This is a genomic window from Burkholderia sp. Cy-637, assembly GCF_011753175.1.
GTDB classification, from domain to species: domain Bacteria; phylum Pseudomonadota; class Gammaproteobacteria; order Burkholderiales; family Burkholderiaceae; genus Burkholderia; species Burkholderia gladioli.
This window is the reverse complement of the sequence record NZ_VWWC01000183.1, coordinates 1-14,205: the sequence shown is the minus strand read 5'-3', so window position 1 is coordinate 14,205 and position 14,205 is coordinate 1. Positions and strand designations below refer to the sequence as shown.

14 protein-coding genes are annotated in these 14,205 nt (G+C 70.8%); 11 read left to right on the top strand and 3 right to left on the bottom strand.

Annotation, left to right across the window (positions count from 1 at the left end; translation table 11 throughout):
- The 7 genes from F3J10_RS30280 to F3J10_RS30250 all read left to right on the top strand — a co-directional run.
- Positions 1–650, top strand: a 650-nt coding sequence (locus tag F3J10_RS30280) for a TolC family protein (RefSeq protein ID WP_167243645.1), incomplete at its 5' end; no start/stop codon positions are given.
- A gap of 120 nt (positions 651–770) precedes the next feature.
- Positions 771–1,190: a MarR family winged helix-turn-helix transcriptional regulator gene (locus F3J10_RS30275; RefSeq protein ID WP_025100198.1), complete on the top strand. Its 420-nt coding sequence runs from the start codon at positions 771–773 to the stop codon at positions 1,188–1,190.
- A 57-nt stretch (positions 1,191–1,247) separates the two neighbouring features.
- The gene (locus F3J10_RS30270; RefSeq protein ID WP_025100197.1) at positions 1,248–1,862 is read left to right on the top strand and encodes a TetR/AcrR family transcriptional regulator; all 615 of its coding nucleotides are present in this window, start codon (positions 1,248–1,250) and stop codon (positions 1,860–1,862) included.
- A gap of 77 nt (positions 1,863–1,939) precedes the next feature.
- Positions 1,940–3,124: an acetyl-CoA C-acyltransferase gene (locus tag F3J10_RS30265; protein ID WP_025100196.1), complete on the top strand. Its 1,185-nt coding sequence runs from the start codon at positions 1,940–1,942 to the stop codon at positions 3,122–3,124.
- Between the two features lie 261 nt (positions 3,125–3,385).
- Positions 3,386–4,384 carry an aldo/keto reductase gene (locus tag F3J10_RS30260; protein WP_025100195.1) on the top strand — a complete coding sequence of 333 codons (999 nt, stop codon included), beginning with the start codon at positions 3,386–3,388 and terminating at the stop codon, positions 4,382–4,384.
- Positions 4,385–4,407: 23 nt separating this feature from the next.
- Positions 4,408–4,836, top strand: a complete 429-nt coding sequence (locus tag F3J10_RS30255; RefSeq protein ID WP_126242358.1) for an SRPBCC family protein — start codon at positions 4,408–4,410, stop codon at positions 4,834–4,836.
- 350 nt (positions 4,837–5,186) lie between these two features.
- Entirely contained in the window at positions 5,187–6,590 is a 1,404-nt protein-coding gene (locus tag F3J10_RS30250; RefSeq protein ID WP_025100193.1) for a tetratricopeptide repeat protein, read from the top strand.
- Positions 6,591–6,662: 72 nt separating this feature from the next.
- Here F3J10_RS30250 and F3J10_RS30245 read toward each other — a convergent pair whose 3' ends face one another.
- The 3 genes from F3J10_RS30245 to F3J10_RS30235 form a co-directional block, all read right to left on the bottom strand.
- A complete protein-coding gene (locus tag F3J10_RS30245; RefSeq protein WP_167243644.1) occupies positions 6,663–7,640 on the bottom strand; it encodes a hypothetical protein in 978 nt (325 codons plus the stop codon).
- 200 nt (positions 7,641–7,840) lie between these two features.
- Complete coding sequence (locus F3J10_RS30240) at positions 7,841–9,037, bottom strand: amidohydrolase family protein (RefSeq protein ID WP_167243643.1); 1,197 nt, start codon at positions 9,035–9,037, stop codon at positions 7,841–7,843.
- A 79-nt stretch (positions 9,038–9,116) separates the two neighbouring features.
- Positions 9,117–9,830, bottom strand: coding sequence for a FadR/GntR family transcriptional regulator (locus F3J10_RS30235; RefSeq protein WP_167234374.1), 714 nt, complete (start codon positions 9,828–9,830; stop codon positions 9,117–9,119).
- A gap of 233 nt (positions 9,831–10,063) precedes the next feature.
- On the opposite strand from F3J10_RS30235, the gene F3J10_RS30230 reads away from it, so the two are divergent.
- From F3J10_RS30230 to F3J10_RS30215, 4 genes are all read left to right on the top strand, one after another.
- A complete protein-coding gene (locus F3J10_RS30230; RefSeq protein ID WP_013697974.1) occupies positions 10,064–10,846 on the top strand; it encodes a (Fe-S)-binding protein in 783 nt (260 codons plus the stop codon).
- Positions 10,843–12,288, top strand: a complete 1,446-nt coding sequence (locus F3J10_RS30225; RefSeq protein WP_167234376.1) for a lactate utilization protein B — start codon at positions 10,843–10,845, stop codon at positions 12,286–12,288. Before F3J10_RS30230 ends, F3J10_RS30225 begins: the two co-directional genes overlap by 4 nt.
- The gene (locus tag F3J10_RS30220; RefSeq protein ID WP_167243642.1) at positions 12,285–12,932 is read left to right on the top strand and encodes an LUD domain-containing protein; all 648 of its coding nucleotides are present in this window, start codon (positions 12,285–12,287) and stop codon (positions 12,930–12,932) included. Before F3J10_RS30225 ends, F3J10_RS30220 begins: the two co-directional genes overlap by 4 nt.
- 348 nt (positions 12,933–13,280) lie before the next feature.
- On the top strand, positions 13,281–14,205 hold a 925-nt coding region (locus tag F3J10_RS30215; protein WP_167243641.1), incomplete at its 3' end, for a hypothetical protein.

The window sequence follows — 14,205 nt, the reverse complement described above, 5'->3', positions numbered from 1 at the left end:
CGGTGCCGGGCCTGCCGGCCGCAATCGGCCCGGACACGCTGCTGCGCCGCCGCCCCGACGTGGTGGCGGCCGAGCGGCGGCTGGCGGCGAGCAACGCGGGCATCGGCGCGGCGCTGGCCGAGTACTACCCGAAGCTGTCGCTGTCGGGGATCCTCGGCTTCGAGGCGCTCGACGGGCCGCTGTTCAAGTCGGCCGCGTTCCAGCCCGGCGCGCTGGCCGGGCTGCGCTGGCGCCTGTTCGACTTCGGCCGCGTCGATGCCGAGGTGGCGCAGGCCAGGGGGCGCCATGCCGAGGCGCTCGCCGTCTACCGCCAGGCGGTGCTGCGCGCGGCCGAGGATGTGGAGAACGCGGTGACCGACTGGGCGCAGATCGGCGCGCAGCGCGACGAGCTCGCGCGCCAGGTGGAAGCCGAGGCGCTGGCCCAGCGCGCGGCGCGCGATGCCTATGCGCAGGGCGACGCGAGCCTGGTCGAGGTGCTGGTGGAGGACCAGCAATGGCTCTCGGCGCGCGGCGAGCAGGCGCGCCTGAACGCCGACTACGCGCGCGCCGCGGTGGCCACCTTCCGCTCGCTGGGCGGCGGCTGGACGCTGCCGGAAACCGCCCCGGCGGCATTCGCCGCCAGCTCGCGCCAGGATCCCCCGGCCCCATGAAAAAGCACGCGCAGCCTGTCAAAACCGCGATGGTGGCGATTTTTCCTTGTCATAGAATACGGGCAACGTATTCCGCATTTCCCCATCCGACGAGGAGAGCAAGTCATGAGCCAGGGTCCGCTGAAATTGCCGTGTCATTGCGGCACCTTGCGACAGGCCGCGCGCGCGGTCACGGCGATGTACGACGCCCGGCTCGCGCCGCACGGAATCCGCATCACGCAGTTCACCATCCTGATGGCCCTGTATGGCGCCGAGGCGGCCTCGATGCGCGGCCTGTCGGCCGCCCTGCTGCTCGACCAGACCACCCTCAGCCGCACCCTGGCCACGCTGCGCTCGCGCAAGCTGGTGCGCTCGCTGCCCGATCGGGACGACAAGCGCGTGCATCTGTGGTGCCTCACGCGCACCGGCGAAAAGCTCTACGAAACCTGCCTGCCCGACTGGGAAGCGGCCCAGCGCGAGCTGGCGCGCCATGGCGGCAAGGGCGACCTGCAGGCATTCAGCAACGAGGTCTATCAATTGACGGAGGCACTGGCCGGCTGAGCGGCGCACGCGCGCCGGATCGCGCGGCCGGCCCGTCCCCTGGGAGACGATGAGGCGATGCGATACGATCCGGAGCACAAGGCCAGGACGCGCGCGCGCATCGAGGCGGTGGCCTCGGCGCGCTTTCGCCGGGAAGGCATCGACGCGGTCGGCGTGGCCAGCCTGATGGAGACGGCGGGCCTCACGCACGGCGGCTTCTACGCGCATTTCAAGTCGAAGGACGCCCTGATCGCCGCGGCGATCGCGATCGGCTTCGGCCAGACCACCGAGCGCCTGCGCGAGCGCATGGCGCGCCATCCCGCATTGCCGCGCGCGGTCGCCTTCATGGGCGCCTACCTCAACGAGCGGCACCGCGATCATCCCGAAACCGGCTGCGCCGCGGCCACCCTGGCCGTCGAGATCGGCCGGGGCAGCGATGCCGTGCGGCGCGTGTTTACCGAGCACCTCGAATCGCTGGTCGATTGCGCGCGGGCGCCGGCGGACGATGCCGTCGAGGGTGGCCACGACGCCCCCGCCCTGGCCGGCTCGCAAGCGCAGCGGCAGGAAGCGGGGCTAGCGGCCGTGGCGCTGGCCATCGGCTCGCTGATCCTGTCGCGCGCGGTGGACGACCCCGGCCTCTCGCGGCGCCTGCTGGAAGCCGGCGTGAAGGCTTCATGGCGCTTGTCCGACTAGCTTTCCGTTTCCATGGCGGTTAAGTATGCATATGCATACATCATCGAGCTTTCTTTTTCATTTCAATGGAGCCTGCGATGTCTAGTGATCCGATCGTGATTCTCTCCGCCGCGCGCACGCCGGTGGGCCGTTACCTCGGCAATCTCTCGCCGAAGAGCGCCGTCGAGCTCGGCTCGACCGCGATCCGCGCGGCGGTCGAGCGTGCCGGCATCGAACCGTCGAGCGTCGACGAAGCCTATATCGGCTGCGTGCTGCCAGCCGGGCTCGGCCAGGCGCCGGCTCGCCAGGCGGCGCTTGGCGCGGGGCTGCCGCGTTCGGTGGCCTCGGTGACGGTCAACAAGGTCTGCGGCTCCGGCATGCAGGCGATCCGTTATGCCTTCGACGCGCTGTCCAACGACAGCGCCTCGCTAGTGGTGGCGGGCGGCATGGAGAGCATGAGCAATGCACCCTACCTGGCCCTGAAGGCGCGCGGCGGCTATCGCTCGGGCCACGGCAGCTTCTACGATCACGTCGCGCTCGACGGGCTGGAGGACGCCTACGAGCGCGGCCGGCCGATGGGCGAGTTCGGCGAGCAATGCGCCTCGCATTACGCCTTCACGCGCGAGCTGCAGGACGCGTTCGCGACGGAATCGCTGCTGCGTGCGCAGCGCTCGCAGGCCGAGGGCCGCTTCGACTGGGAGATCGCGCCGGTCGAGCTGAGCACCAGACAGGGCAGCGTGTCGATCGCGGCCGACGAGCAGCCGCAAAGCGTCGATCCGGCCAAGATCCCCAAGCTCAAGCCCTCGTTCAGCCCGACCGGCACCATCACGCCGGCCAGCTCCAGCCCGCTGTCGGACGGCGCCGCCGCGCTGGTGCTGACGCGCGAATCGGTGGCGCGGCGGCTGGGCCGGCAGCCGATCGCGCGCATCCACGCGCACTGCGCCCATGCGCAGGACCCCGAATGGTTCACCACGGCGCCGATCGGCGCGCTGAAGAAGCTGTTCGCGCGCACCGGCTGGCAGCCGCGCGAGGTCGACTACTACGAGGTCAACGAGGCCTTCGCGGTGGTGCCGATGGCGGTGATGCACGATTTCGACATTCCGCGCGAACGCATGAACGCGCATGGCGGCGCCTGCGCGATCGGCCATCCGATCGGCGCCTCGGGCGCGCGCATCGTCGTCACGCTGCTGGGCGTGCTGCGCGCCCAGGGCGCCAAACGCGGGGTGGCGAGCCTGTGCATCGGCGGCGGCGAAGCCACGGCGGTGGCGGTGGAATTGCTGTAGGCAGTCGGCGCGAGCCGGGTATCGGGAGGCCCGGAGTCCGCGCCGGGCACCTGGAGCCGATTGACCGCGCCGCCGGCCGCCGCTGACGCGCGCAAGCGGCCCGCCCGCGCCCCATTCTTGACTGCCGCTCAAGACAATCTGGCTCGCGCACGGGTTGTTGCCGAGCCCGAGCGCCCTCACACTCCATGCACCTTCCCTTTGACACCGAGGCGGGGCGACATCGACACGAGGTCGCCCGGCGCCCCCACACGACAGCACATCATGCGAATCGAGATTCCCGACCAGATCGGTTTCGGTACCGCGCCGCTCGGCAACATGTACCGCGACATCCCCCATGACGAAGCGCTGGCGACCGTCGCGGCAGCCTGGGACAGCGGCATCCGCTATTTCGACACCGCCCCGCTCTACGGCGCGGGCCTGGCCGAGCTGCGCCTGGGCGAAGCGCTGGCGGCCTATCCGCGCGAGGCCTACCGGCTCGGCACCAAGGTCGGCCGGCTGATCCTCGACGAGCACGAAAGCGCCGCCGAGCGCGACCTCGGCGAGAAAGGCGGCCTGTTCGAGCACGGCCTGCCGAACCGGATCGTCTACGACTACAGCGAGGCGGGCACGCTGCGCGCGATCGAGGACAGCCTGAAGCGCCTGCGCACCGACCGGCTCGACACGGTGTGGATCCACGATCCGGCCGTCGACTTCCACGGCGCGGCCTGGCGCGAGGTGTTCGACGCCGCGATGTCTGGGGCGGCGGTGGCGCTCACGCGGCTGCGCGAGCAAGGCGTGATCGGCAGCTGGGGCCTGGGCGTGAACCGCGTCGAGCCCTGCGTGCTCGCGCTCGATCGCGCCGATCCGGACGGTTTCCTGCTGGCCGGCCGCTACACCCTGCTCGACCACGCCGAGGCGCTCGCCACGCTGATGCCGAAGGCGCAGCAGCGCGGGCTCGGCATCGTGGTGGGCGGCCCCTACAACTCGGGGCTGCTGGCCGGCGGCACGCATTACGAATACCAGCCCGCCACGCCCGAGATGATCGCGCGCGTCGAGCGCATCAAGGCGATCTGCGCGCGTCATGGCGCCGACATTCGCGCCGTTGCGCTACAGTTCTCGCTCGCGCACCCGGCGGTGGCGGGGGTGATTCCCGGCGCCAGCCGGCCCGGGCGGATCGCCGAGAACCGGCGCCTCGCCGACGCGCGGATCGCGCCGGAGCTGTGGAGCGAGCTGAAGGCCGAAGGCCTGATCGCCGCCCAGGCGCCGGTCCCGCAGCACTGAACCCCCAACAGGAGGCAGCAAGCATGTCGAATGTCAGCATTTCCGTCGAGATCGCCGCGCCGGCCGATCGCGTCTGGGCCATCGTCGGCGGATTCAACGGCCTGCCGGCCTGGCTCGCCCCGGTGCGCACCTCGCGCCTGTCCGACGACGGCAAGACGCGTCATCTCGAGATCGGCACCGATACGCGCATCGTCGAGCAGTTGCTCGAGCACAGCGACGCCGATCGCCGCTACAGCTACTCGATCCTCGAAGGCCCGGATCCGGTGGTCGACTACGTCGCGACCATCGCGGTCGAGCGCAGCGGCGAAAACGGCGCCAAGGCAACCTGGAGCAGCCGCTTCACGCCGAACGCCGGCGCCGACGAGGCCAAGCTCATCGCCCAGTATTCGGGGCTCTACGAAATGGGCCTGAAGCAGGCCAAGGCGCTGGCCGAAGGCGCCGCCCGGGCCTGAAGCCGGCAAAGCCGGCCTCGCCGGGCAGGCCACACGGGGCGATCGCCGGCGAAATGCCGGGCGGTCGCCCCGTTTTTCCTGCCGCGGCGGCGTCGCCATGCCCAGGCATGGAAGACGGATCGGTCTCGGCGGCAGGCGATCCGCAGCGCTGCCCGGCGAGCCGAAGCCAATCCTCGCGCCCAGCCTGCCCTCGACTGTGAAACGAAGCGCCAGGCCGTATCATGTCGAGTCGCGGATCCCGCTCCTGGTCAGCCGCCCGGCCGTGCCGGGCGAGCACCGATCCGCCGCTTTCGCCCCTGCTCTCGACATCCCGTTTCCGATTCCCGCCCGCCCCAGCCGAACATCCCATCATGAAACCCGCCCTCGCCGACACCTTCGGGCAGCATTGGCATGCCGACGATCCCGCCACCCTGGAACGCTGGAACCGCGCGATCCGCGACTACTTCACGTTCCGCGGCAACCCCGTGGGCGACGCGCTGGCGTTGTCGAACGACGCCGCCTTCGTGATGGGCGACGTGTTCGCGCTGAGCATGCTGCTGTTCGACGGCGAGCCGAAGACCTCGCCGCGCATTGCGCCGCGCCTGCAGCGCCTGGCCGAGCGCTTCGCCGACGCCACCGAGCAGGAGCAAGGCCATATTCGCGCCGTGCAGGCCTGCGCCGAGGGCGAGATCACGCGCGCCACCGAGCATTGGCAGGCGGTGCTCGAACGCGAGCCCGGCGACCTGCTGGCGATGAAGCTCGCGCACGAGGCGCACTTCCTGGTCGGCGACGCCGCGCGCATGCTCGATTCGATGCGACGCGCGATGCGCGACTGGCGCCCCGACCAGCCCGGCTACGGCTTCGTGCTCGGCCAGTACGCCTTCGCGCTGGAGGAGAACGGCCATTACGCGGCGGCCGAGGGCCCGGCCCTGCTGGCGCTGGAACGCGAGCGCGACGATTGCTGGGCGCTGCACGCGCTGATCCACGTCCACGAGATGCAGAACCGCCACGACGCCTGCCTGGCGCTGCTCGACGCGCTCAAGCCGCGCTGGAGCGAGCAGCCGCTGCTGCTGGCGCATATCTGGTGGCACCTGGCCCTGCGCTACGTGGCGGCGCGCCGCTACGACGAGGCGCTGGCGATCCACGACGCGCACCTGGCCAGCGTCGACGCGGCCAGCGCGTTCCGGCTGACCGACGGCACCTCGCTGCTGTGGCGACTGGAACTGGCCGGGCAGGACGTGGGCGAGCGCTGGCAGTTGCTGGCCGACAAGTGGCTGGGCCATGCCGAGCGGCACGGCAACGGCTTCCTCGACGTGCATATCGCGATGGCCTTCGCCGGCGCGCGCCGCGGCGACGAGCTGCGGCGCTTCCTGGCCGGTTTCGACCAGCCCGCGCTGGCCGGCGGCGCCAGCGAGCTGGACCAGATCCGCCGGCAGGTCACGGCGCCCGTGTGCGCGGCGCTGGCCGCCTATGGCGACGGCGACGACGCGGCCGCCTGCGAGATGCTGGGCGCCGTGCTGCCGGCCCTGCACCGGATCGGCGGCAGCAACGCGCAGCGCGACCTGTTCAAGCGCACCCTGGCGGCCAGCCAGTTGCGCGCGGGCAAGCTCGCCGAATGCCGGCGCTTCCTGCTCAAGTGCCTCGACGAGGCGCCCAATACCACCTGGGTGCTCGACGAGCTGGCGCGCGTCGAGGAACGTGCCGAGGATCCGGCCATGGCCGCGCATTACCGCGCCTGGGCGCGCCTCACGATCGAGCCGCTGCGGACCGAATGAGGCGGCGGACCGAATAAGACGGCGGGACGAATAAGACGGCGGGCGCGCCGTGACCGGCGGCGGCGCGCGATCTCAGACCAGGATCACGCGGCCCGTCGCGCGCGCCTGCTCGGCGAGCTGCTGCCGCACCGGCTGGCTGATGCCCGAGTTGCCGCGCAGGTCGAGATGGAGCAGCCGCGGGTTCGCGGCCAGCGCGAGCGCGCCGCGATCGCCGATCGCGCAGTTGTCGAGCGTCAGCTCGCGCAGCCGGCCGTTGCCGGCCAGCACTTGCGCCCCCTCGTGGCCGACGCCGGGGCTGTTGCCCAGCGCCAGCGATTCGAGGCCGGGATGCGCCGCCAGCGCGCGCACGCCGGCGATCGTCAGGCGCATGTCCCCGTAGCCGAGCTTGCGCAGTTGCGGCAGGTTCGCGAGGTGCTGCGCGCCGGCGTCGCCCGCCCCGGTGCCCGCGGCGTTCAGTTCGCGCAATTGCGCGCCGTCGCCGATCAACTGGATCAAACCCTGGCTGCCGAGGTTGCCGTTCTCCTGGAGATCGAGCTTCTCCAGCTTGCCGAGTGCCGGCAGCGGCGCCTCGCCGAACGGCGCGGCCAGCGAGCGGCGCGAGCTCGGCGCGCGCAGCTCGAGGCCGCTGGCATCGAGATGCGAGAGCTTCGGATATCGTCCCTGGTCGATCGCCTGGGCTACCTTGCGCAGATGCGTGCTGCTGGTGAGGCGGCGCTGCGTGGTCTGGTCCTCGGCGATCGCGTGGAATTGGCGGCTGACCGGACGCATTGCGCGACGCGTCTCGGCGCCGCCCGAGGCGGCGATCTGGTGCAGCAGCTCGGCCGGCACGCGCGCGCGCTGTTCGCTGTTGCCGGTGGCGTCGGCCGTCGCGGGCTTGGCGCCCGAGCCGCCGGCGAAGGCGCGACGCAAGGCACCGAGGCCGGACAGCAGGCCGGTGTTCGCGTTCGTCGAAGGCGCGCCGTGATCGGGTTCGGGTTGCGTCGCGTGGCTGTCGGCGACGGGGATGCCGGCATCGTGCGATGCCGACACGCCGGTGAGGCTGCTTTTCATGATGAGGGCTCCGGTCGCGCCGGCCGCTTGCCGGCGCCTCGTGGGAGCGCATTCTGGACGATCGTTTTTCGCGGCGCGGCCGTGGCGGGCGAACCGCGCGGGCCGCATGCGAAGCCGGCCGATCGCCGACGCGGCGCGCTTCGCGCCGGCCGACGACAGATCGGATCGTCATCCGCCGATGCACCCGCGCGGTGCCTGCCTCAACCCGCCACCAGCACGCCGTCGCGCGCGACGATCGCGCCCGAGGCCACCACCAGCCGCCGCGGCGGGCGCGCGACCACCGCCTCGGCCGCGCCGGCCGCCTCCACCAGCACCAGGTCGGCGCGCGCGCCCGGCGCCAGGCCGTAATCGCCGAAACAGCAGCCGCGCGCGGCCGAATCCGTCACGCAGTCGAGCGCGACGGCCAGCTCGTCGTCGCGGCGGAAGTTGTTGCGCATGCCGATCAGCATCGCGCGTTCGAGCATGTCGGGGCGGCCATAGGGCGTCCAGGTATCGCGGATCCCGTCGTTGCCGCCCACCACGGTCACGCCCGCCGCGCGGCAGGCCGCCACCGACGGCACCTCGATATCGGGCGGCGCGCTGGTGACGATCGGCACGTCCAGCGCGGCCATGCGCGCCAGCAGCGCGTCGCGCACGCGCGGCTCCACCCCGCCCAGGCAGAAGCCATGGCTGATCGCCACCCGGCCGCGCATGCCGAGCGCGGCGGTGCGATCGAGGACCAGCCCCAGCGAGGCCGCGCCCATCTCGCCGCGCTCGTGCAGGTGCAGGTCGATGCCGCTGCCGTGCCGCTCGGCGAGCCGGAACATCAGGTCGACGGCCGCCACCGGGTCGCCCTCGATCGCGCAGGGATCGAGCCCGCCGACCAGGTCCGCGCCGGCGCCCAGCGCCGCGTCGAGCAGCGCCTCGGTGCCGGGCCGCGCCAGCACGCCCGATTGCGGGAAGGCGACGATCTGGATTTCCTGCCGGCCGCGCATCGCCTCGCGCGTGGCGAGCACGCCTTCCAGGTGCTTCAGGCCCGCCTCGGTATCGATGTCGACATGGGTGCGCAGCCGCGTGGTGCCGGCCGCCAGGAAGGCGCGCGCCAGGGCCAGCGACTGCCGGCCCGCGTGGTGCCCCTGCTCGGCGCGCCAGCGTCGCTCGAACTCGATGCGATCGACCAGGCGCGGGCCGACCTCGTTGCGGAACCAGGGCAGGCCCCAGTGCGTCTTGTCGAGATGCGTGTGGCCCTCGACCAGGCCCGGCAGCGCCAGCCGGCGCGCGCCGTCCTCGATCGCGCAGCCGGGCGGCGGCGCCAGCGCGGGGCCGATCGCGGCGATCCGCGAACCCATGATGAGGATGTCGGCGCGCGCGCCGTCCAGGGTGCGGATGTCACGAATCAGCAGGGAGGTCGTCGTCATTGGAGAAGCGGGAAAAGGTCGGTGTCGGGCGGGTCGTTGCATGCGCAACGGGATGGCGCGCGCGGTTCATGTCGCCGGCTCACATCGCGGTGACCGGCAGGTCGGGTTCGAGCTTGCGCCAGACGAAGCCGATATGCTCGACCATCAGGCGCCGCGCCTCCTCGGGCTGGCGCGCGCGGATCGCCTCCCACAGCCGCAGGTGCTGGGCCAGGATGTGCTCGCCGGCCTGCTCGCGCAGCTCGAACAGGTTGGTGTTGTTGAGCGAGATATGGGTGTGCAGCATCTTGGCCAGGCTGCCCTGCAGGTGGCGCAGCATCGCGTTGTGCGAGGCGCCGGCCAGCGCCGCGTGGAAATCGCCGTCGAGCCGCGATTCGCGCGCGTGGTCGCCCTCGCGATGCGCCTCGACCATCGCCGCCATCACGTTGCCGATCCGCGTCAGGTCCTCCTCGGTGGCGCGCATCGCCGCCAGGTAGGCCGTGGTGGCCTCCAGCATCAGGCGGAATTCCAGCATGTCGGGGCGCAGCTCGGGATGGTCGCCGACCAGTTGCCGCCACGGCGAGATCAGCCCCGTCTGCAGGCGGTCGGAAACGTAGAAGCCCGACATCGGGCGGCTGGTCAGCAGCCCGCGCGCCACCAGCCGCTGCAGCGCCGTGCGCACCGTCGAGCGCGCCGCGCCCATCGACTCGGCCAGCTTGCGCTCGCCCGGGATCCGTTCTCCGGGCGCCCACACGCCCTCGATCAGTTGCGTCTCGATCTCGCGCAGGATGCGCTCGGTCTGGCTGGGGGTTTTCATCGGGAGGCTGGGCTGGCGTGGATGGGTGGATCGAATCGAGGGATGGCGGAAGATCGGGGAGATCGGGAAGGCGCGGCCCGGCCGACAAACCGTAAACTGGTCGTACCAGTTTGCCGGAAGCCGGGCGGGCTGTCGATCATGGCGACCACCGATGCCAGGCCAGCCCCGCCCGGCGATCGGACCAGACAGGCGCCGCCCCGAGGCGGCGCCACATCCCCCAGCAGGAGAATTCCATGAAGGTGGCCCTGTTCGTCCCTTGTTTCATCGATGCGCTCTACCCCGAGGTCGGCATCGCGACGCTGGAACTGCTCGAGAAGCTCGGCCTCGACGTCGACTATCCGCGCCGCCAGACCTGCTGCGGCCAGCCGCTCGCCAACAACGGCTGCGAGGCCGACGCGGCCGGCGCCGAAGCGCTGTTCGTCGACAACTTCGCCGGCTACGACTACGTGGTGGCGCCCTCCTCGAGCTGTGTCCACCATGTGCGCCAGCACCTGACGGCGGCCGGCGAATCGCCGCGGATCGCGGCGGTGCGCGCCAATACCTACGAATTGACCGAGTTCCTGCACGACGTGCTCGGCGTGCGCGCGTTCCCCTGGGCGCGCTTCGAGCACACGGTCGGGCTGCACAACAGTTGCAGCGCGATCCGCCACCTGCACGCGGCCTCGATGAGCGAGATCCAGGGCGAACCCTGGTCGAAGGCGCGCACGCTGCTGGAGGGCGTGGCCGGCATCCGCTTCGCCGCGCCCGCCCGGCCCGACGAATGCTGCGGCTTCGGCGGCACCTTCTCGGTATCGGAGGCGGCCGTCTCGGTGCGCATGGGCCAGGACAAGGTGCGCGACCACCGGCAGGCCGGCGCCGAGTTCATGGTCTCGGCCGACATGTCCTGCCTGATGCACCAGCAGGGCTGCGCCGCGCGCGAGCGGATCCCGATGCGCTTCCTGCACATCGCCCAGGTGCTGAACGGCGTCGATACGGCCGCGCTGGCCGGCCCCGGCCGCGTGGAGGTGCAGGCATGAGCCGCGCCAAACCCGTCGATCACGCCGGCGCTGCCGAGGCCTTCCTCGCCAAGACCGAGCACGTGGCCTTCCACGACCGCCGTCTGTGGGACCTGCGCAAGAAGCGCGACGCCCAGGCCGCCTCGATCGAGGAATGGGAGACGCTGCGCACGCTGGCCTCGCAGATCAAGGAACACACGCTGTCGCGCCTGGCCGACTACCTGGAGCAGTTCGCCTCGAACGCCGAGGCCAACGGCGTGAAGGTGCATTGGGCGCTCGACGCGGCCGCGCACAACGAAACCGTCTACCGAATCCTCGAATCGCATGGCGTGAAGACGCTGGTCAAGAGCAAGTCGATGCTGACCGACGAATGCGAGCTGCGCGAATACCTCGGGCCGCGCGGCATCGAGGTGATGGAGACCGATCTGGGCGAGCGGATCCAGCAGCTCGACCAGCAGCCGCCCTCGCACGTGGTGGTGCCGGCCGTGCACAAGCTGCGCGGCGACGTGGCCGAATTGTTCGGCCGCACGCTCGGCACCGATCCCGCCAACGACGACATCCACTACCTGGCCGAGAGCCAGCGCGTGACCACCCGCCCGGCCTTCCTGGAAGCCGGCGCCGGCATGACGGGCTGCAACTTCGCGGTGGCCGAGACCGGCACCGTGGTGGTCTGCACCAACGAGGGCAATGCCGACCTGTCGGCCAACGTGCCGCCGGTGCATATCGTCTCGATCGGCATCGAGAAGCTGATCCCGCGCATCGCCGACCTCGGCGTGTTCGTGCGGCTGCTCTCGCGCAGCGCGCTCGGCTCGCCGATCACGCAGTACACCTCGCACTTCCGCAAGCCGCGCCCCGGCACCGAGATGCATTTCGTGATCGTCGATAACGGTCGCTCGGCGCGCCTGGCGATGGACGATTTCTGGTACTCGCTGAAGTGCATCCGCTGCGGCGCCTGCATGAACACCTGCCCGGTCTATCGACGCAGCAGCGGGCTGTCGTATGGCAGCACCTATGCCGGGCCGATCGGCGCGATCCTGAACCCCGCCTACGACCTCAAGCGCTTCAGCACCCTGCCCTTCGCCTCGACCATGAACGGCAGTTGCAGCAATGTCTGCCCGGTCAAGATCAATATCCACGAGCAGTTGTATCGCTGGCGCCAGATCGTCGCCGAGGAAGGCGAGCTGCCGCGCGTCAAGCGCGGGCTGATCAAGGTGGCGGGCAAGCTGCTGGCCAATCCCTCGCTGTATCGCGCCTCGGTGCGTTCGATGCAGACCGCCCTGCATCGGCTGCCGAACCTGGTGCTCTACAACCCGCTCAATACCTGGGGCAAGGGGCGCGCGCTGCCCGAGGCGCCGAGGCAGACGTTCCGCGATTGGTACGAGGCGAATCGGGGCAAGGACGGCGCCCAGGCGGGCCCGGATAAAAACAAGGACGAGGACAAGGACGAGGAGTCGACATCATGAGCGTGTCTCGCGAGGAATTCCTGATGCGCGTGCGCGCGGCGCAGCGTGTGGCCGTGCGCGAGGATGGCGGTAACGGCAGCTTCGCGGCGATCGGCGGCGACGATCCGCATCCGTTGCCGGTGCTGCCGGTGTTCGAGACGCCCGCGGGCGATCGGCTCGAACGTTTCCGCGCGAGCCTGGCGACGATGGGCGGCAAGTGCGTCACGCCGGCCTCGCGTGCGGAACTGCCGGGATGGTTCGCCGAGCGGTTTCCGGGGCATGTGCCGCTGTCGGCCACGGACGAGGTGCCGGGCGTCGAGTTGCTCGATGCGGCACGGGTGCCGGCTTCGCTGCACGAGGTGGAGGTGGGCGTGGTGCGGGCGCGCCATGGCGTGGCCGAAACCGGATCGGTCTGGCTTTCCGAGGCGGAGTATCGCGTCAACGCGCTCGGTTACCTGGTCCAGCATCTGGTGGTGCTGCTCGATCCGGCCGATATCGTCGATGGCTTGCAGGACCTGTATCGGATCGCCGATTTTAGCGAGGCGAGCTACGCGGCGCTGGTGACGGGGCCCTCGGCCACGGCCGATATCGAGGGCGTGCTGATCCAGGGGGCGCAGGGGGTGAGGTCGTTGACGGTGGTGTTGCTGGGGCGTGGGGCGGGTTGAGGGCCGGCAAACTCCGCCGGCGGTAGTCTCAATCACGACTTCCGTCTTGCCGTCGCCAGCCGATCGCCGTCGCGCGGCGTCGTGGCCGTCCCCGGCCCGCCCAAGCTCATTGTTCCGACGATAGGCCCGCGATGGATGCCTGATCCTGGTGCATCGACGGCCATTCCATGTATTTCTGCGCCGACGGCTTCCGTTTTCCGTCGCATATTTCGCCTGCGAGCCGCGAGCGCCCGGCCAAACTGCGCGACGATGAAATCGGAGACTCCCGATGCCGCTACCGCATCCGGCCTCGCGCCGGAACGTGTAGCCCGCAGGGGAAATAAAGTTGTCGACTGTGGAAGAAACACCATGAACGCCATTACCAGGAAGCTGGCCGCGCTGATGCCGGGCCAGCATGCGCCCGCCCCCGACGACGCCCCGAACCACGGGGCCCCCGCCGCCGATCGGCGCCATGTCGGCGCGCCCCTGCAGGGACTGGCCGGCATGGCCCGCTCCCTGAAGCCGGGCGCCGGCACGGCCACGAACTCGAAGCGCCCGCTCGGTGAACTGCCCGGGCCGACGCTCAGCGTGAAGCATCGGATCTCGGCCGGACTGTCGCGGCTCACCCACTCCCACGACCGCCTGCTCCAGCCGATCGTCGGCATCAACGCGATGCGCAATGGTCGCGAGAAGATCCACTTCGGCAAGCGCAGCTTCTTCTCCGGCACGGTTACCCTCGAAGCCGAGGGCCGGCCGCCCCGCAACGTGCGCGTGATCGCGGAGCGCCACTTCCACGACGACGGTTCAAGATTGCGCCAGGCCTTCTATCCGCTCGACAAGAACCTGAAGCCGGACACGAGCACCCGGCTCTACAAGCGCACGGACGGCAGATGGGGGATCGACAGCCTCAAGGACGAGCGGGATCCGTCCACGCGATGGCTGCCCGCCGACGCCTTCGACAAGATCGCCAGGGATGGCTTCAAGACCGGCTTCCATCGCGTCGGCAATCGCGAGTTCTGCGTCGCCTCGACCATGCAGGACTCGAAATCGTCCAATCCGTCCAAGCCGGTGATGTTCGAATGCATTCGTGGCGCGACGCCGGCCGAGGATCGATATCACGCCGTCAAGTCGAACCTGGGCCGCGGCCATGCGGTGTACCTGCCGGTCGACATGGCCGCCGCCGATCCCTTCATCGGACAGATCACGGTCCAGCTCGAGAGCCGGCTGGCCGGCCGGGTCAGCCTGGCCGGCGCCGGCGCCGGCGCGCAGCCGCTGGCCATCGCGCGCGCGGCGG